The 18,515-nt window shown below is 59.9% G+C and carries 13 protein-coding genes; 5 read left to right on the top strand and 8 right to left on the bottom strand.

What is annotated here, in order from left to right:
• Positions 1–85: 85 nt before the first annotated feature.
• The 3 genes from QMX84_RS22455 (at position 86) to QMX84_RS22445 (ending at position 3,022) form a co-directional block, all read left to right on the top strand.
• Positions 86–970 (top strand): LysR family transcriptional regulator, encoded by an 885-nt coding sequence (locus QMX84_RS22455; RefSeq protein WP_282364823.1) that lies wholly within the window; start codon positions 86–88, stop codon positions 968–970.
• A 139-nt stretch (positions 971–1,109) separates the two neighbouring features.
• The gene (locus QMX84_RS22450) at positions 1,110–2,513 is read left to right on the top strand and encodes an amino acid permease (protein WP_282364822.1); all 1,404 of its coding nucleotides are present in this window, start codon (positions 1,110–1,112) and stop codon (positions 2,511–2,513) included.
• Between the two features lie 164 nt (positions 2,514–2,677).
• A complete protein-coding gene (locus tag QMX84_RS22445; RefSeq protein ID WP_048372997.1) occupies positions 2,678–3,022 on the top strand; it encodes a cupin domain-containing protein in 345 nt (114 codons plus the stop codon).
• 53 nt (positions 3,023–3,075) lie between these two features.
• Here QMX84_RS22445 and mmsB read toward each other — a convergent pair whose 3' ends face one another.
• Both mmsB and QMX84_RS22435 read right to left on the bottom strand, forming a co-directional pair.
• The gene (mmsB, locus tag QMX84_RS22440) at positions 3,076–3,963 is read right to left on the bottom strand and encodes a 3-hydroxyisobutyrate dehydrogenase (protein WP_153330092.1); all 888 of its coding nucleotides are present in this window, start codon (positions 3,961–3,963) and stop codon (positions 3,076–3,078) included.
• A 10-nt stretch (positions 3,964–3,973) separates the two neighbouring features.
• Complete coding sequence (locus tag QMX84_RS22435; protein WP_282364821.1) at positions 3,974–5,488, bottom strand: CoA-acylating methylmalonate-semialdehyde dehydrogenase; 1,515 nt, start codon at positions 5,486–5,488, stop codon at positions 3,974–3,976.
• Positions 5,489–5,618: 130 nt separating this feature from the next.
• Here QMX84_RS22435 and QMX84_RS22430 point away from each other — a divergent pair, with 130 nt between their 5' ends.
• A complete protein-coding gene (locus QMX84_RS22430) occupies positions 5,619–6,566 on the top strand; it encodes a LysR family transcriptional regulator (protein WP_262126124.1) in 948 nt (315 codons plus the stop codon).
• A gap of 63 nt (positions 6,567–6,629) precedes the next feature.
• Here the strand turns inward: QMX84_RS22430 and QMX84_RS22425 are convergent, their stop codons facing one another.
• The 6 genes from QMX84_RS22425 to recC all read right to left on the bottom strand — a co-directional run bounded on the left by QMX84_RS22425 (position 6,630) and on the right by recC (position 18,320).
• Positions 6,630–7,136: an OmpA family protein gene (locus QMX84_RS22425; protein WP_123752181.1), complete on the bottom strand. Its 507-nt coding sequence runs from the start codon at positions 7,134–7,136 to the stop codon at positions 6,630–6,632.
• A gap of 5 nt (positions 7,137–7,141) precedes the next feature.
• Complete coding sequence (locus QMX84_RS22420; protein ID WP_282364820.1) at positions 7,142–8,413, bottom strand: diguanylate cyclase; 1,272 nt, start codon at positions 8,411–8,413, stop codon at positions 7,142–7,144.
• Positions 8,410–8,985, bottom strand: a complete 576-nt coding sequence (locus QMX84_RS22415; RefSeq protein WP_262126126.1) for a YfiR family protein — start codon at positions 8,983–8,985, stop codon at positions 8,410–8,412. Before QMX84_RS22415 ends, QMX84_RS22420 begins: the two co-directional genes overlap by 4 nt.
• 115 nt (positions 8,986–9,100) lie before the next feature.
• Positions 9,101–11,185, bottom strand: coding sequence for an exodeoxyribonuclease V subunit alpha (gene recD / locus QMX84_RS22410; protein ID WP_282364819.1), 2,085 nt, complete (start codon positions 11,183–11,185; stop codon positions 9,101–9,103).
• Positions 11,182–14,871 (bottom strand): exodeoxyribonuclease V subunit beta, encoded by a 3,690-nt coding sequence (recB, locus tag QMX84_RS22405; protein ID WP_282364818.1) that lies wholly within the window; start codon positions 14,869–14,871, stop codon positions 11,182–11,184. The genes recD and recB overlap by 4 nt, the downstream gene beginning before the upstream one ends.
• On the bottom strand, positions 14,871–18,320 hold the full coding sequence (gene recC / locus QMX84_RS22400; protein ID WP_282364817.1) for an exodeoxyribonuclease V subunit gamma: 3,450 nt from the start codon (positions 18,318–18,320) through the stop codon (positions 14,871–14,873). The genes recB and recC overlap by 1 nt, the downstream gene beginning before the upstream one ends.
• On the opposite strand from recC, the gene QMX84_RS22395 reads away from it, so the two are divergent.
• A partial coding sequence (locus QMX84_RS22395) for a hypothetical protein (protein ID WP_282364816.1) occupies positions 18,319–18,515 on the top strand: 197 nt, incomplete at its 3' end. The two genes, recC and QMX84_RS22395, sit on opposite strands and share 2 nt — an antisense overlap.

Raw genomic sequence — 18,515 nt, 5'->3', positions numbered from 1 at the left:
CGAGCTTGCCTCGCGATCTTTTTAAAAGATCAAAAGATCGCGAGGCAAGCTCGCTCCTACAGTTGAATTGAGGCGTACTCGACATATGCATTTCGACCTGATTGATCTGCGCTTGTATTTGAATGTGGTGCAGGCGGGCAATATTACGGCGGGCGCCAACCTCAGCCATTTGTCGCTGGCCGCCGCGAGTGCGCGTATCCGTGCCATGGAGGCCGCGTTTGGGGTTGAGTGTTTGCAGCGCAGCCGCCGAGGCGTCAGCCCGACACCGGCCGGGCAAGCCCTGGCGCAACATGCCCGGCTGTTGCTGCAACAGGTCGAACGCGTGCATCACGACATGGCCGAGTACGCCCAAGGCTTTAAAGGCCAGGTGCGCCTGCTGTGCAATACCGCCGCCATCACGGAGTATCTGCCGGAGTTGCTGGCCGATTTTGTGCACCAGCACCCGGCCATCAGTGTCGACCTGCAAGAACTCACCAGCCTGCGCATTACCCACGCCTTGCGCCAGAACGCCGCCGACATTGGCGTGGTGTCCAGCGCGGTGGATACCCACGACCTGCACACCCGGCCTTTTCGCGACGACCCGCTGGTGCTGGTGATCCCGCAGGACCATCCGCTGGCCCAAGAACCCGTGCTGACGTTTGCAGACACCCTGAGCCATGATTATGTCGGGCTGACGGCCAATAGCGCGCTGGCGGTGTACCTGGAGGAACAAGCGCTGCATGCGGGCACGCGCATGCAGGTGCGGATCCGCGCTGAAGGGTTTGACGGTGTGGTGCGCATGGTGGCCAGGGGCGCCGGGCTGGGCATTGTGCCCAAGGCCACGATTGAACGCTGGCAAGCGCCGCCCACGTTCAGCTTTTTGCCCCTGAGCGAGCCGTGGGCGGCGCGCAAACTGTTGCTGTGCACCCGTTCGTTTGAGCAATTACCGGCCTATGCCCGAGCCTTGTTTGAGGCGTTGTCGACGAATTAAATCTGTAAGAAATCTCCCAGAGACGCCTTCGCCTGTATGCCTGAATTTTTACCAAGAGTAATATCCCCGGCTTGCTGGCACCCAAGGCATCCGGGTGATGGCATCAACACACTGAATACACCAACCAACAGGGCAACCGATGGCTGACGCTAACTCCCCCCCGGTCACACTCAAACGCGGCTTGAAAAACCGCCATATTCAGCTGATTGCCTTGGGCGGCGCGATCGGTACGGGGCTGTTTCTGGGCTCGGCAGGCGTGCTCAAGTCGGCGGGACCGTCGATGATTCTCGGCTATGCGATTGCCGGTTTTATCGCCTTTCTGATCATGCGCCAGCTGGGCGAAATGATCGTTGAAGAGCCGGTGGCGGGTTCGTTCAGCCACTTTGCGCACAAGTATTGGGGCGGTTACGCGGGTTTCCTGGCGGGCTGGAACTACTGGGTGCTGTACGTATTGGTGGGCATGGCCGAACTGACGGCCGTGGGCAAATACATCCAGTTCTGGTGGCCCGAGGTGCCGACGTGGGTCAGCGCCGTGGTGTTCTTTGTGCTGGTCAACCTGATCAACACGCTGAACGTCAAAGTGTTCGGCGAGATGGAGTTCTGGTTCGCGATCATCAAGGTGGTGGCGATTCTCGGCATGATCGTGCTCGGTTGCTACCTGCTGTTCAGCGGCGCCGGTGGCCCGCAAGCGTCGATCAGTAACCTGTGGAGCCACGGCGGGTTCTTCCCCAACGGCGGCACCGGGCTGCTGATGGCCATGGCGTTCATCATGTTCTCCTTTGGCGGCCTGGAGCTGGTGGGTATCACCGCCGCCGAAGCCAGCGAGCCGAAAAAAGTGATCCCCAAGGCCATCAACCAGGTGGTGTACCGGATTCTGATTTTCTACGTGGGCGCATTGACCGTGCTGTTGGCGCTGTACCCGTGGGATCAGTTGCTGGTCACGTTGGGCGCCGGTGGCGATGCCTACGGCAGCAGCCCGTTTGTGCAGATTTTTGCTTTGATCGGCAGCGACACCGCCGCGCAGATCCTTAACTTTGTGGTGCTGACCGCCGCGCTGTCGGTGTACAACAGCGGCGTGTACTGCAACAGCCGCATGCTGTTTGGCCTGGCCGAACAAGGTGATGCGCCGAAAGCTCTGATGAAGCTGACCAAAAATGGCGTGCCATTGCGGGCGCTGGGCGTGTCGGCGCTGGTGACGTTGCTGTGTGTGGTGGTGAACTACGTCGCGCCGCACAAAGCGCTGGAGCTGCTGTTTGCACTGGTGGTTGCCTCGCTGATGATCAACTGGGCGTTGATCAGCCTCACCCACATCAAGTTCCGCAAGGCGATGGCCCAGCGTGGCGTGGAGCCTGGCTTCAAAGCGTTCTGGTCGCCGTTCAGCAACATGCTGTGCCTGGCATTCATGGCGGTGATCGTCTCGGTCATCTGGATGATCCCCGACGTTCGCCCTTCGGTGTATGCGATGCCGGTGTGGTTGCTGATCATTTACGCGTTTTACCTGTTGCGTTTGCGCACGGGCAAGGCGCTGGTTAACCGCCACTAACCCCGACACGCAATTAAAAAGCCCCGGCACTTGCCTTCAAGTGCCGGGGCTTTTGCGTATCTGGGGGTGCGTATTCGGGCCGCTGAGTGTCGGAACCAGGCATCTGCCCACGCGCAAGGCCCGTTAGGGTGAGGTTTGTGTCTCACACCCTCAACGGAGTTCTTATGTCTGCGCCGATTACCGTACTTCGCGACACGCATCCTTTGCCCGTGCTGGATGCCTGCAAATGGGAAAAACTCGAAGGCGACCCGCATACCGTCAACCTCAACGCCTACACCAGCGAGGACGGCAACAAAATCATGGGCACGTGGATCTGCACGCCCGGCAAGTGGTACGTGGAGTATGTGAAGTGGGAATACTGCGATTTCCGTGAAGGCTATTGCATCATCACCCCGGAGGGCAAAGAGCCGATCCATCTGCGGGCCGGTGACATTTTTGTGATTGAGCCGGGGATGAAAGGCACGTGGGAAGTGGTGGAAACCGTGCGCAAGTATTTCGTTTTTGCCTGATCGCATCCGGTAAAACCCAGGGAATCCGCCCGACGCGGATTCCCTGGAAAACCCTATTCGGGTTTGCGGTAGCCGTTGATGATGGCCGAGAAGTCTTTACCGCCCTCTCCGCGCAAGCTCATGGCTTGATACAACTGTTGCGCCACGGCGCCCAGCACCACCGGCTGATGCGCCTGACGCGCGGCCTCAGTGGCCAGCCCCAGATCCTTGAGCATCAGTTCGGCGCCAAAACCACCGGTGTAACCGCGTGATGCCGGGGCCGTCTCAACAATGCCCGGCCACGGGTTGTACACCTCGGAACTCCAGCAGCGCCCGGTGGAGCTGTTGATCACCCCGGCCAGTACTTGGCTGTCGATACCCAATGCCGCGCCCAACGCCATGGCTTCGCTGACCGCGATCATCGAGATCCCGAGCACAAGGTTGTTGCAGATCTTGGCCACTTGGCCGGTGCCCACTTCGCCACAATGGACGATGTTGCGGCCCATCTGCGACAGCACCGGGTGCAAGGTGTCGAACAACGCTTTGTTGGCGCCGACCATAAAGGTCAGGGTGCCCGCTTGCGCGCCGCCGGTGCCGCCGGACACCGGGGCATCCGCCATGTGCACGCCCTGCTTGGCGGCTGCGGCGGCAACGTCGCGCACGGTTTGCGGGTCGATGGTGCTGCAATCCACCGCGGGCACGCCTTCGGTGATACCGGCCAACACACCGTCTTCACCCAGCCACACGCTGCGTACATGGGCCGCCGCTGGCAGCATGGTAATCACCAGCTCAGCGCCCTGCGCGGCTTCACGCGGCGAGGCGCTGATGTGCCCCCCTTGCGCCGCCAGTTCGGCGAGGATGTCTTTGTTCAGATCAAACAGGTTCAACGAATGCCCGGCCTTGAGCAGGTTGCGGGCCATGGGCGCGCCCATGTTGCCGAGGCCAATAAATGCGATGTTCATGGTCGTGTCCTCAACGAAGATTGATGGTGGTGTTGACGCCATCATTCACGCTGTCATCGTCGAACCAGCGGCTGGTGACCGTCTTGGTTTGAGTATAGAACTGCACCACTTGCTTGCCGTACGGGCCCAGATCGCCGAGTTTGGAGCCGCGCGAGCCAGTGAAGCTGAAGATCGGCACCGGCACCGGGATCGGGATGTTGATGCCGACCTGGCCCACGTCGATTTCGCTCTGGAACTTGCGCGCCGCCGCACCGCTTTGGGTAAACAGGCCGGTGCCGTTGCCGAACGGGTTGGCGTTGACCAGAGCAATGGCCTGGTCGAGGGTATCGACCTCAAGCACCACCAGTACCGGGCCAAAAATTTCCTGGGTGTAGATTTGCATGTCGGTGGTCACGCCCGAGAACAGGGTCGGGCCGACAAAGTTGCCGTCTTCAAAACCCGGCACGCTGATGTTGCGACCATCGAGTTCCAGAACAGCGCCTTCTTTGACCCCGCTTTCGATCAGCCCCAGGATGCGCTCTTTCGCACGCTTGGAAATCACCGGGCCGACATCCGTACCCGGCTCGCTGCCCGCGTTGACCTTGAGGTTTTGCGCCAGCGCTTTGAGGTCCGGCAGCCATTGTTTGGCCGCGCCCACCAGCACCACCACCGAGGTGGCCATGCAGCGTTGACCGGCTGCACCGAAACCGGCGCCGACCAGTGCATTGAGGGTTTGCTGACGGTTGGCGTCAGGCAGTACCACGGCGTGGTTTTTAGCGCCCATCATCGACTGCACGCGCTTGCCGTGCTTGCCGGCCAGGTCATAGACGTGAGTGCCGACGGCGGTTGAGCCAACAAACGACACGGCTTTGATGTCGGTGTGGGTGCAGAGCGCGTCTACCACCGCTTTGCCGCCGTGCACCACGTTAAGCACACCCGGAGGCACGCCCGCTTCCAGCGCCAACTCGACCAGCATCAGGGTCGACAGCGGGTCTTGCTCGGAAGGCTTGAGAACAAAAGTGTTACCGCAGGCAATCGCCATCGGGAACATCCACAGCGGGATCATAGCCGGGAAGTTGAAAGGGGTAATGCCCGCACACACGCCGATAGGTTGGCGCAGGGTGTAGGTATCGACGCCGCCTGCGACGTTTTCTGCGAATTCGCCCATTTGTAAGGTGCCGATGGAGCACGCGTGTTCGACCACTTCCAGGCCACGGAAAATATCGCCCTCGGCGTCGGCAATGGTTTTGCCTTGTTCAACACTGAGAACGGCGGCGATGCGTTTGGAGTGTTCGCGGATCAGCGCCTGCAACTTGAGCATGATGCGCATCCGCGCGCCGATGGGCGTGAGCTTCCAGGTCTGGAAGGCGCGTTGCGCGGCCGCAATGGCGGCGTTGACTTCGTCGGGGGTGGCAAACGGGACTTTGGCCAGCACTTGCTGAGTGGCCGGGTTGACGATGTCGTGCCACTCAGTGGTCTGCGACTCGACCCATTCGCCATCAATCAGCAGGCGGGCATTTTGGTACGGGGTGGTAGAAACGTTCATGGAAGTCTCCGAATTTATTTTTATAAGCCCGTAAACAACAGGGGGCGGGCGTCCAGGTTGGTCGCAGGACTGTTTTTGGAGTATAGGTGTGCGTTCTTCTAATAAGAACGCACATAAAAGCCGGTCAAACATGCAAAAAAACATCACATCGTTGAGCGCATTGAACTGGGACGACCTGAAGTTTTTTCTCGAGGTGGCCCGAACCCGCAAGGCCAGCAGCGCGGCCAAGCGCCTGGCCGTGGACTACACGACCGTGTCGCGGCGCATCAGCTCGCTGGAAGCCGCCCTGGGCACGTTGCTGTTCGAAAAGTCGCGCACCAATGGCTTTACGCTGACCAGCGAAGGCCAGCGTTTGCTAGGTTATGCCGAGTCCATTGAAAGCACGCTGCACATGGCCTGCGAGCAAGTGTCCGGCTCCGGCGTGGCGTTATCGGGGCACGTGCGCATGGGCTGCACGGAAGGTTTCGGGAGCTTTTTCATCACCCCGCAACTCAGCCATTTTGTCGACACCTACCCGGCCATCTCGGTGGATATCCTGCCGCTGCCGCACTTCATCAGCCTGTCCAAGCGTGAGGCGGATATCGTGATTGCGCTGGAGCGCCCGGAACACGGGCCTTATGTGTGCTGCAAACTGTGCGACTACCGTTTGCAGTTGTACGCCACCCAGGACTACCTGGACCAGCACCCGCCCATTCGCCGGGCTGCCGACTTGGCCGAGCATCCGTTTATCAGCTACGTCGACGACCTGGCGTTCAGTTCCGAGTTGCTGTACCTGGCCAACGTACTGCCTGGCGCCAGCGCTAACTTGCGCAGCACCAGCGTGATCGCGCAGTACGTGGCGGCGCAGCAAGGGCGCTCGCTGGCGATTTTGCCGTGCTTTCTGGCGGCGCAAGACCCGCGTTTATTGCCGGTACTGCCCGATGAAATCAACCTGACACGGCAGTTCTGGATGTACTGCCGCGAGGACTTGAGGAAGTTGAAACGGATTACGCTGCTGTGGGATTACATCCGCACCGTGACGGAGCTGAATGCGCCGCTGCTGCTTGGGGAGACGCGGGCGTTGAGGTTTGCGGACTGAAGGTTTGCCTCGCGAGCTTCTGAAAGATCAAAAGATCGCGAAACAAGCTCGCTCCAACGAGGGCTAGTCGGCAATGACGATGATCGAGACGCGGCGGTTTTCGGTGCGGCCAGCGCGAGTTTTGTTGGAGGCCACGGGGGCGCTGCTGCCCAACCCACGGGTCTGGATGTTTTCAGGCTGCATGCCGACTTTGGTCAGTGCTTTGACCACGCTGTTGGCACGGCGCACAGACAGTTGTTGGTTGTAGGACTCTTGCCCCGAAGAGTCGGTGTGCCCGTCTACCCGCACGCGCGGGATGTCGGCGGCAAGCAATGCGGTACCAATACGTTCAACGACTTGCTGGCTTTGCGGGTTGAGGGCATCCAGGTCACTGCCAAACAACACCTTGCCCGACAGGTCAAACGCCCAGCCTTCGTCGGTCAGCTGGAAACCTTGTTCCTTCAACACGGCGATCTGCGCGGCGCTCAGGCCTTTTTGCGGAGCGGCGGTCTGGCAGCCGGTCAAGACCAGCACGGCCATTAACCAGACCACGCCGAACAGCTGTTGGTAGCGACGAGTGACTGTATGCATGGGGGTTAAGCTCCTGGTAATAGCGGGGTTGGCGAGTACTCCGACTCGGCAAGTTGTTGTCCGCCCCGGGCGAGGCGTTTGGCTTGGTACATCGCCGCATCCGCTGCGCAGAGCAGCAAGTCCGGGGTTGCACCGTGTTCGGGATATACGGCGATGCCGATGCTGAGCGAGGTCACGATGCTGATGTGACCGGGCAACTCGACCGGCTCCTGCATGCTGGCAATGATCTTGTCGGCGATGCGCTGGGCGTCTTCAACGTGATACAGCGGCGCCAGGAGGATGGCGAATTCGTCGCCGCCAAAACGCGCAACCACGTCGTCTTCGCGCAATTGCGCGCGCACGCGGGTGGCCACGGCGACCAGGACGGCATCACCGGCGGCATGGCCGTAGGTGTCATTGATGTTTTTGAAGCGATCGCTGTCGAGAAACAGCACGGCGACTTTATCGTTGGCCGGGTTGGTCGAGCGCAGGGTTCGCGCCAGCCGCGCAGCAAAGTAGGCGCGATTGGGCAGATTGGTGAGCGAGTCATGGCTGGCCTTATGCGCCAGCGCCTGATTTTCGCTTTTCAGGTGGCTTTGCCAAGACTCCAACTCGTCCAGCAATGCATTGAAGTCATTGCCCAGGCTGTCCATTTCAGCAATCTGCGCAGAGGGCACGCGGCGGTTGAAAGCTCGTTCACTGCGTGCAGCGTGGGCCACTTCAGCCAGTTTGTGCAAAGGTCCGGTGATGCCATTGAGCAAGCGCCGCGACAAGTACAGCGCACTCCAGGCGCTGAGTGCGGTACAGACGATGACGCCAAACAATCCGCTGAGCAAAAAGCGCAACACATTGGCACCGTGCCCGCTGACGATAACCGCCCCTACCTGCTTGCCCTGATGCTCAATCGGCACGCTAATCGGCTGCTCGAGCAAACCATTGGCCAAGAGCATTTCGACCCGCGACAGAAAGCCGCTTTCCGGACGGCGCCAGTAGGCCAGCAACTCACCCTCGACGTTGTAGATTTTGGCTTCGGCCACGGCTTCGGTGGACGCGATCATGGCCAGCGCTTCGGACGCGGCTGTTTTGTCATCAAACACCACGGCGGCCTCGACGGTGTAGTTGATGGCCCGCGCAATCAAATGCAGGTTGTGATCGGCGTACACCTTGAGCGCAAGGATGCCCAGCAGCGTCAATGAAAGGCTGGCCAGCACTACGGCGACCAAGGCCACACTCAAATGCCCGCGACGCAACACCGAGCGCAGCCTGCGACGGTTACGAGAACGCTTGATCAGGCTCATGGCTGTGCGACCCGGCGGCGTGACAGTTGCAACACGCTGGGGTGAATACGCACGCCGCTGCGGGCAACCGAGTCGAGGTTCACTTCAAACGCTACTTGATCATCGCGCACGTTCAGGCAAAACAAACTGCCGACCGTGCACTGGCTGACCTCTTCACTGATGCTCAGCACGGCTTGGCCAGCCAGGATGTCGAACACGTAGGTGCGCTCTTCTGTGCTTAATTTGCCCAGATAGACGGCGTGACAGGCGGTGGCAATTGCCGGATTGTTCGCCAGCAAACGAGTGACATGGACCGGCCTGCCGCTGGATTGAGTCGTACCTTTGAGTAAGTCGTCGGTGTATTCGGTAGGACCGATCACACACAGTTCCAACTGGGCAGGCTCGGCAGGCCAACGCGCATAACTGAGGATACCGAGCACCACTTGGGTCACAGCCTTGGCGCGCTGATCCGCCAGATTAACGGAAGCGTCAGGTTGGGCCAGGCAGGGAGTGCTGAACAGCAACAGGCAAAGAGACAGGCATCGCAGCCAACCTCCAAAACGCTGCTCTGTCGATGAGGCAGCCACATCCATGCAGGAAATCTCTGTATTCATTCCAGGAATAATGTCGAAACGATACCACAGCCCGAACAGGGGCTGTGATACCGGTCGCCTTATTGCCGGCTCAGTGCCTCCCTTTTCAGGGCGCTCACCCCAAGCCCAACATCAGGCCACTCAAGCGTTTGACCTTGCGCTGCACAGCCTCTTCGAAGACTCCGGCGCGAGGCTCGACCAAACTGAACCAGTGTTTGGCGCGGGTGATACCTGTGTAGATCAGCTCTTTGGTCAGCACGGGGTTAAGCGCTTCGGGGAGTACCAGCGCGGTGTGCGAAAACTCCGAGCCTTGGGATTTGTGCACGGTCATGGCGTACACGGTTTCCACATCATTCAGACGGCTTGGCAGTACAAAGCGGATGCCGCCCTGCCCGTCATTGCGGGCAAAGGCCACGCGCAAGACGTGGCGTTGGCTCTGGCCGTCCTGCTCGGGCAGTTTGAGGGCAATACCAATGTCGCCGTTCATCAGCCCCAGGCCGTAGTCGTTACGGGTCATCAACACCGGCCGCCCCTCGTACCAATGCTGGTCGCTGTCAATCAGCTTGCGGGCGAACAAGGCTCGGGTAATTCGCTCGTTCAGGCCTTCAACACCCCAAGGCCCTTTACGCACGGCGCACAGCACCTGAAACGCTTCGAAGGCCTCCAGCACTTTGCCGGCCCACGCGGCCCAGCAGGGGTCTTCAAGGCCCGCCGCCGCGAGCGGACGCTGATCACGCAGGACTTCAAGGTAATGCCGATAGCCTTTGGCCTCTGCCCCTCGACCTTCCAGCGCCAGACGCTCAAAGGCCCGGTCTTGCTCGCCCTTGAGCGGCAAGGCAAAGAGGTCGGAGTAAGTACCCGCCGTCAACAGCGCCCGAGCTTCTTGCGGCAGTTGCTGGTTGACCCGGCGCGACAGTTGGCCGATGCCGCTGCCTTCACCAAAGCGCCGCGAATGACGCAGCATGACCACTTGCTGAGCCAGCGGGTGGGTGCCGTCGAGGTCTTGTTGCAAACCGCTGGCGGCAAGGTTTTCGCCGCTGACCGCTTCCAGCCATTGACGGGTTTGCGGGGTGTACCAGCCCGCTTCGGCATCGCGGCACAAATCGCCCAATACCGCACCCGCCTCGACCGAGGCCAGCTGGTCCTTGTCACCCAACAGCACCAGCCGGGCATGTTCGGGCAATGCGTCCAGCAGGTTGGCCATCATTTCAAGGTCGATCATCGAGGCTTCATCGACGACCAAGACGTCCAGCGGCAGGCGATTGCCAGCGTGATGCCGAAAATGCCGCGTGCCGGGGCGGCTGCCCAGCAAGCGGTGAACGGTGGTGACATCACTGGGGATTTTTTGCCGAACCTTGTCGTCCACTTCCAACGATTTAACTTGCAGGCTGATGGACTCGGTCAAGCGCGCAGCGGCTTTGCCCGTGGGCGCTGCCAGGCGGATTCGCAAGGGAGCGCCCGCTTCAACCGCCGGGGCCTGGAGCAGCGCCAGTAAACGCACGACGGTGGTGGTTTTGCCGGTGCCCGGACCGCCCGTGACGATGCTGAAGGCACCGCGTGTGGCCAACGCACAGGCCAGCTTTTGCCAGTCAATCGGCGCATTGCCCTGCGCAGCACCGAAAAGCCCGTTCAGCCGCGCAGGCAAATCGGCAGGCGTGGGTTCGGGAGATGAAAGACGCTGGCGCAATGCGCTGTCGATTCTTCGCTCATAGGCCCAATAGCGGCGTAGGTACAGACGACGCTCGCAGAGCACCAAAGGGCGGCTCGACGAGTCAGCCGATGGCTCGCCCGCCTGCTCAACCAACGCGCTGTTCTGTAGGGCTTTGCACCAAGTATCGCCATCCAGCGCCTCAAGCAGTTGCGAGGGCAACAACATGGCACCGGTTTGCGGGTCACCTTCGGGCGGCAATGACAGTGCGAAGTCCGGTTGTTTAAGGGTTTCAAACAGGTCGAGGCAGACGTGGCCGTGGCCCAGTTGGTGACTGGTCAGGGCCGCGGCCAACAGCACCAATGGGTCGCCCTGCGGGTCGCGTTCATGCACAAACGCAACAAAGGCTTTGTCCAGTGCGCGCAGCCAGCCGCGCTCAACCCAACGCTCAAGCAACAGCAGCAAATCGGCGGCGTGTTTCAAGGGCTGGAGCTGGGCCAGGCTTTCGGCCGTTAATGGCGTGGGCAACAGTTCGGCAAACGAACGACTCATAACAACACTCCCTGTTCCCACGCCGGTTCAGCGGGTTTGAGCTGCGGTTTGCCCTGGAACAGCAAGTCCAGGCTTTCGATCAATTGTTTGGGTGGTCGGGCAAAAAACACCCCCTGGCTTTGCGAGCGCGTGCCACGCAAGAACAGGTACAACGCGCCGCCCATGTGCTGGTCGTAGTCGTAATCCGCCAGGCGGGCCTTGAGTTGACGGTGCAGGGCCAGCAGGTACAAGACGTATTGCAGGTCGTAGCGGTTGTCCAGAATCGAGGTGTTCATCGCCTGTTCGGTGTAGGCCGAATCGTCGGCACCCAGCCAATTGGATTTGTAGTCCGCCACGTAGTACCGGCCTTCGTGTTCGAACGTCAGGTCGATAAAGCCTTTGAACATGCCATTGAGCAGGCTCGGTTCAGCAGCGGCACGCGCCGCGCCGCCGTGGGTGTGTGCGCGCACGAGCTGGTCCAGTTGCAAGACATCGACTTTGTGGCTGGCGAACCAGAATTCCATTTCGATTTGATACTGGCTCAGTTCACTCAGTACCACAGCAGGCTGGCCGTTATTCAGACGCAATGGCTCATGTTGCAGATGCTGCAACCAGTCGCTCAAGGTGTCTATCCAGCCTTGCCAGCCGCGTCGGTTACAACGCCGGGCTACGGCGTCTTTGACGGTGTCGGCATCGGCGCTGAAGCCTTCACTGCCCGCCCACTCCAGCAAGCCGTGAAGGAAGGTCCCGGGGTTCGGCCCACGCGGGAATCGGTGGATATCGCCACCGCTGAGCAACACATCACGCGGTGCATCCGGGTCCAGTCGTTCATCGTCCGAGAGTTTTTGCGCCAGGGCGCTGTCAGGGGCTTCGGCAGGGCTGAGGCTGTCACCAATGCGCAATGCGCTGTAGGACGCAATCCACCAGTTTTCTGCCGCACGACGGGTCGGCACCAACGGTTTGAGCAAGGTGGCCTGATTGAGCGGTGGGTAAAAACGGTCATCATTGACGGCTGGAACGGGGCCGTACTGGATCGCCGTGCAGTCTTGCTGCAAGTCCGCCAGCCAGCGTTCTAAAGCTGTGGACTCAGTCAGCAGCGCACCGCCACCCAGCAGGTAGCCCAAAGCCGAGAGGTGCAGGACAGAACGGTTGTTGTTGCCGCGCTTAAGATCGGCAACACCCAGCCAGCAGGCATACTCAGCACGCGTCAGTGCCACGTAGAGCAGGCGTAGGTCTTCGGCCAGGCGCTCGTCATCCGCTTGAGTGATCAGCTCGGGCGTCGGCTTCAGGCTAACGTGAGCGTTGCCCTGCACATCGTGGTAATGCAGCGGCAAACGGCTGCCATCCACAGGCTTGGTCGAGCAGATAAACGGCAAAAATACCAAGGGGTATTGCAGGCCCTTGGATTTGTGGATGGTCACCACTTTGACCAACTGTTCATCGCTTTCAAGGCGCAGAATTTGTTCTTCGCCCGCTTGCCCGGACAAGGCCAGGTGTTCGGCCAAATGCCGGATCAATGCTTGCTCGCCATCCAGTTCCGCGGCGGCTTGTTGCAGCAACTCAGACAGGTGCAACAGGTTGGTCAGCACGCGCTCACCGTCCGGGCGGGCGATCAAGGCCTGAGGTAATTCAAAGTCATGCAACAGGCGGCGCAACATGGCGAGTACACCCTGCTTGCGCCAGGTTTCGCGGTAGCCACGGAACTGCATGACACGCCGCTCCCAGGCCAGTTCGTCCTGGTTCAGGCGTTCGAGTTCAATCAGCGGTAAATCCAGGGTGATGCAAGCCAAGGCGGCGCGTAGCGGGCGCTCAACGTCCGGCTCGGCGCAGGCTTTGAGCCAGGCCAAGACATCGTGGGCTTCCTGCGCGGCGTAGACCGAATCCTTATCCGACAGGTAAACGCTACGTACACCTCGCGCTGATAATTCTCGCCGTACAGCCTGAGCTTCCTTACCGTCGCGGACCAGAATGGCAATGTCAGCGGGCAACAGACCTTTTAAGGGCTGGCCTTCTCTGGCGAAGCCACAGCGACCTTGTTGCCCACCATTGAGCAACTCGACAATTTGGCTGGCACACACCGCCGCTAGTTGCTGGCGATACACGATGCCCGAGACTGGTTGCTCGGAAGGTAACTGCCAAAAAGTTAAAGGTGTGATGGGCTGGCCATCCAGTTGCAACGTGTCTTTGCGCCCCGAAGATTTAACCGGGGCAAAAGGCACAGGGTTTTCATCGCCATCACGGAACAAAAAAGCGCCGCGCCCGGTGTCTCGCTGCTCGGCCCGCTCAAAGACCAGGTTGACCGCCTCGACCATGGCATGACTGGAGCGAAAGTTGGTGTCCAGCGTATGCAGCCGGCCACTGGTGGCCTGGCGGGCGCGCAAGTAGGTATAGATGTCCGCGCCACGGAAGGCATAAATCGCCTGTTTGGGGTCGCCGATCAGGAACAAGCCCGTTTCCGGGGTGTTGTCTTCGATGCGGTAGATGGTTTCGAAGATGCGGTACTGCACCGGGTCGGTGTCCTGGAACTCATCGATCAACGCGACAGGGAATTGCTCGCGGATCAAGGTCGCCAATCGCTCACCGGCCTCAGCCTGCAGCGCGGCATCGAGCCTGAGCAGCATGTCATCAAAGCCCATCTCGGCACGGCGGCGCTTTTCTGCTTCAAAGCGTGCGCTCACCCAGCGGGCTGCGTGCTCCAGTACGGCAGCATCCGGGCTGGGCAAAGCATCCAGCGCTGTTTTCAGCCCTGCCATGGCGTCCAGCCCAGGGTGATGAGGGGGATCGCCCTTCCAGGCTTCGGCCATGCCGTCTGGTGTCAGGCGGGTAAAGCCGGTGCCCAGATCAAGCTGCTCTTGAGACTCGTCAGAGGCCCAGGCGCTGAGCTTTTCAAACCAGGGTTCGAAGTAGCGCGCCTGCATTTTCCGACCGTCAACGGCTTTGGCGGCCACGCCTTGCAGGCAGATATCGCGCAGCTCTTGAGCCCATTGCAACCACGGGGTTTTGAGCTGTGACAGCGCCTGACGACGCTCTTGCAGGCAGGCTTCAATAATCTCAGCCGGGGTTTGTTCTGCATTTGCTGTAGGACGAGAGCTGCCAAACAAGGCGCGAACACGTGGCATTAAAGCGCCTGGTCCGCCCCAGTTAGCCCGTACCCAGTTCAGCGCGTCACCGTGCATGGGGTAGCAGAACAGTCGCCAGTAATCGCGCAGCACTTCGCCGAGCAAATCGCTATGGTCGGTTTCGAGGGTTTGGGTGAACAGGCTGCCACTGTCGAAGGCGTGCTCGCGCAACATGCGTTGGCACCAACTGTGGATCGTCGAAACGGCAGCTTCATCCATCCATTGCGCGGCGATGTCGAGGCGGCCAGCGCAGGCGGCCCACTGCTCAGGCGCGAACTCATCACGCAGTTGTTCAACCAGCGCATCCGGGGCTTTGATTTCGTCACGGAAAAACCGCGCCGCTTCAGCGAGCCGAGTGCGGATGCGATCACGCAGTTCTTTGGTGGCGGCGTCGGTAAAGGTCACCACCAGAATTTGCGGGGGCAATAACTCACGGCCAAACCCGGATTCGGCGCCGCCATGGCCCAATATCAGGCGCAGGTAGAGGGCCGAGATAGTGAAGGTTTTGCCGGTCCCGGCGCTGGCTTCGATCAGTTGGCTGCCACGTAGGGGAAAAGCCAACGCCAAAGGTACTTTTTGCTCGCTCATTAGCGGGACTCCTCGCTGTTTAATGAGCGCCAAGGCGCATCAAAGAGTGGGCGATAGAGTGCATCGCACCAGTCTTCAAATTCACCGTCGGCCATCAATGCGGCGTAATCGGGGAACTGGCGCGCCAGTGCTGCACTTTCACGGCGCTCGCCGTCGCTGGTTTGACCGTCACCTTCGTAGGCTTTTTGCGCGGCGGCATCGGCCTTGGCCGGATCGCTCTGGGCCAGCCAGGCGAACGCCGTTTTAACCGCAACCGGCAGCGGGCGGCCCATGCCGACCTTCCAGGCCATGAGTAAATTACCCAGAATATCGCGGGCCTGGTCGGGGCTTATCGGGGTGAGCAGCAAGGTGTCATCACTGGCAACCAGGGCAGTGGACATGTCCAGGCCACTGGCGCAGGCCACCAGGTGATTGACCCATGAGCGCGTCAGACGATGCCATTTGCGCGTTTTAATCGCCCCAATGCTGTTAGGAATCGTGGTGATGGACAGTAGGCCGTTGTCACTGCGTTGATGCAGATTGCTCAGCCACCCTTCCAGCATCAGCCCGTGACCTTCAAAACTCACCGGCAGTGCGCTGTTGAGCGGCGTTGGCCACAAAGCCAGAAGCTGTTGATAGCGCTGCAGGACGTCAGGGAGTGGCTCAATCAGTTCGTGTTGCAGGCACTCTCCGAAGCCTGCCATCGGTAACAAACCGCTGCCTTGCAGACGTCGGGCGCGGTGCTCTAACGCCTGTTCCGGCTGATCTGGCTGAGCGAGGGCCGCTTCAAGCAGGCTGTCGCTGAGGGTGTAACGCTGCAGCGCGTCGAGCACGAAAGGTTCTTCATCTTCCAGCGGCACTTCAGCCGCTTCAAAAAACACTTTCAGACGCTGACTAAAGAAGTGGCGCACAGGGTTTCGCAAGAAGTCCTGCAACTGAGTGAGGTTCAAAGGCTCTTCCTGCTCGTGGGCCGCCAGTGTTCCGGGCAACACCGGGACCGTCTGTGGTTCGTGCAGTTGTTGCCATTCACGGGCATAGCTGAACAGGCGAGGATCACCTTCGTGAAAGTAACGCGTGCTGAAGGGTTGCAGCGGGTGCTCTTGGGTCATGGCCTCTAGCAGGTCATGACCTTCTTGAAGGTGCCAGCCACTGGCAAGGTGATCGCGCAATTGGCCAATCAAAACGCAGGCAGGACGCTCGCTGTTGTCGCGAATACTGCGCCCTACCCAACTGATATAAAGCTGCTCGCGGGCAGACAACAGCGCCTCGAGCAGTAGGTAACGGTCATCCTCACGGCGGGAACGATCACCTGGGCGGTAGTCACTGCCCATTAAGTCGAAGTCCAGCGGCGGCTGCGCACGCGGGTAGTCACCATCATTCATGCCGAGCAGGCAGACGAGTTTGAAGGGGATCGCACGCATCGGCATGAGGGTGCAAAAGTTGACGGCCCCGGCGAGGAAGCGCTGAGACAACTTGCCTTGGTCAAGGCCCGCCAACCAGGCTTCACGTACCACGGTTAACGGTAATTCGTCTTGCAGGCCAACCAGCTCACAGGTTTCGAGCCAGGTCTCACGCAGTTCCTCGAGCTGGGCCAGCAAGTAGTCGTCGTGCTCAGTCTCGGCCAGGAAGAATAACTGCATTAACGCTTGCAGGCGCTCGCCCCATTGTTGCGGTAGTGCCGGTTGCGACAGTTCTTGGTGGGCGATTTCCAGAGCATCAAGCAGGGCCACCAACGGGCCGATCAATACCGCATCCAGGCCGCCGATTTCATCGTAAGGCTCAATACCATCGCAGGCGTCACCACTGCCGACCGCATAACCCAGCAACATGCGGCGCAAGCCGAACCGCCAACTGTTTTGCTCCAGGTCCATCGGCAAACCGAGGCCTGCACGCTGCTGTGCATTCAGCCCCCAGCGAATGCCAGCGCCTTCGATCCAACGGTGCAGCGTCGGTAAATCACGCTCTTGCACGTTGAAGCGGGCCCGCAAGGCTGGAACATCCAGCAGGTCAAGTATCTCGCTGACCGGGAAACGGCTGTCAGGCAATTTGAGCAGGTGTTCAATGGCAATCAGTAGCGGGTCACGGCCACGCTGACCTTGGTCGGCTAGGGTGTAGGGGATAAAACGGCGGTCGTCGCGCTCGATCTGACCAAACACGGCGCGGATATGCGGGGCATAGCTGTCGATATCCGGCACCATCACGATTACATCGCGCGGCTGCAGGTCCGGGTTGTCGCTAAATCGCTTGAGTAACTGGTCGTGCAGGATCTCGACTTCCCGTTGCGCACTGTGGGCAATGTGGAAGCGGATGGAGTGATCAGTTTCTAAATCGACAGCGGGCCACAGTTCACGGGTTTCGTTAAGGGGGCGCAACTCAAGAATGTCGTCTTGCAGTTGATTGAGCAGGTTGCGTGGCTCAACTTCACTGAACAGGTCGATGCGGCCATCACGAAACGCACTGCGATAGCTGTTGGGATCGTCGTAGCTATCGAGCAAGTTGATGTAGTCGCGACCTTGTTTACCCCACGCGGCGAGCAATGGATGCGCGTGTTGATGCAGGATGTCGAGATCCAGCGCTGTGGGCATCCCGGCTTTGCGTGCTTGGCGTTTGTACTGATGGCGTAGCAGATCTTTGTCCGCGACGATGTCAGACCAATGGTGGCGACAAGGATTGTGCACGCACAACAGGACTTGGCTAAAACGTGCGAGCCCTGCCAAGGCTTCCAGCGCTTGAGCGGGCAGTGACGAAATGCCGAAAACGATCACCCGGGCAGGCAGGCCGGGCGGTGCGTGTTCGAGACTGTTTATCTTCTCGATAAAACGTTGGTGAACCCCCGCACGGCTTTGCGACATGCCTTCCTCGCCAACGTCGAGCAGCAAGGCTCGCCATAGCTCGGCTTGCCAGCAGTTGGCAGGGCTTAAAGCTGGGCTTTCACCTCGGGCATTGCGTAATTGATGACGACCGGCGGCCCAGTCCTCCAGCCAGTCGGCACGATAAACCTGATATTGGTCGAACAAATCGGCCAGGCGTTCTGACAGTTGATAGCGCTTACGCAGATCGGTGTCTTGCGTCAGAAAGCGCTGCAAGGGTTCGAAGTGCGGCTGATCGATAAGGGCCGGGAGCAAGCGCATGAGACGCCACGTCAGGGGCGCTTTATCGAGCAGCGATTTGGCTGGGATTTCCTCGCTGCCTAATACCATCCGATACAACTGCCACATGAAACTGCCGGGCAGTTGCACGTCTACTGCCGCCGCAATACCGCAGCCGCCCAGATCATCATCTTGAGCATCTTCGGCCAGAGCCAGCTTTAGCCATTGGGCGATACCGTTGCTCTGCACAAGAGCAATTTCATTCTCCAGAGGCGCCAAGGGGTAAAGGCGCATCCAGCTCACGACCAGACTGCGTAACTCATCAAGGCGGTTACCGTGGACCACCATAAAACCTGCATTGAGAGACGTAGTAACCGGCATGACGGCATCCTTAGGAGAAAGCAAAATCCAAAGGAGAACCTTAACATTGCTCGGGGGAATTGGCGCATTGCAAGCTGCAAGCTGCAAGCTGCAAGCTGCAAGCTGCAAGCTGCAAGCTGCAAGCTGCAAGCTGCAAGCTGCAAGCTGCAAGCTGCAAGCTGCAAGCTGCAAGCTGCAAGAGCGTGGGGGGCTTGG

It is taken from the genome of Pseudomonas sp. PS01297, from assembly GCF_029959305.1.
GTDB lineage: Bacteria > Pseudomonadota > Gammaproteobacteria > Pseudomonadales > Pseudomonadaceae > Aquipseudomonas > Aquipseudomonas helleri.
The sequence above is the reverse complement of the archived record's forward strand: the minus strand, read 5'-3'. Positions and strand labels throughout refer to the sequence as shown.

Excerpts from the sequence above, each read along its gene's own strand:
- recB (WP_282364818.1), bottom strand. The coding sequence starts at position 14,871 with ATGAGCGAGCAAAAAGTACCTTTGGCGTTGGCTTTTCCCCTACGTGGC.
- QMX84_RS22425 (WP_123752181.1), bottom strand. The coding sequence starts at position 7,136 with ATGCATACAGTCACTCGTCGCTACCAACAGCTGTTCGGCGTGGTCTGG.
- QMX84_RS22455 (WP_282364823.1), top strand. The coding sequence starts at position 86 with ATGCATTTCGACCTGATTGATCTGCGCTTGTATTTGAATGTGGTGCAG.
- QMX84_RS22420 (WP_282364820.1), bottom strand. The coding sequence starts at position 8,413 with ATGAGCCTGATCAAGCGTTCTCGTAACCGTCGCAGGCTGCGCTCGGTG.
- mmsB (WP_153330092.1), bottom strand. The coding sequence starts at position 3,963 with ATGAACATCGCATTTATTGGCCTCGGCAACATGGGCGCGCCCATGGCC.
- QMX84_RS22445 (WP_048372997.1), top strand. The coding sequence starts at position 2,678 with ATGTCTGCGCCGATTACCGTACTTCGCGACACGCATCCTTTGCCCGTG.
- recD (WP_282364819.1), bottom strand. The coding sequence starts at position 11,185 with ATGAGTCGTTCGTTTGCCGAACTGTTGCCCACGCCATTAACGGCCGAA.
- QMX84_RS22450 (WP_282364822.1), top strand. The coding sequence starts at position 1,110 with ATGGCTGACGCTAACTCCCCCCCGGTCACACTCAAACGCGGCTTGAAA.
- recC (WP_282364817.1), bottom strand. The coding sequence starts at position 18,320 with ATGCCGGTTACTACGTCTCTCAATGCAGGTTTTATGGTGGTCCACGGT.
- QMX84_RS22415 (WP_262126126.1), bottom strand. The coding sequence starts at position 8,985 with ATGGATGTGGCTGCCTCATCGACAGAGCAGCGTTTTGGAGGTTGGCTG.
- QMX84_RS22430 (WP_262126124.1), top strand. The coding sequence starts at position 5,619 with ATGCAAAAAAACATCACATCGTTGAGCGCATTGAACTGGGACGACCTG.
- QMX84_RS22435 (WP_282364821.1), bottom strand. The coding sequence starts at position 5,488 with ATGAACGTTTCTACCACCCCGTACCAAAATGCCCGCCTGCTGATTGAT.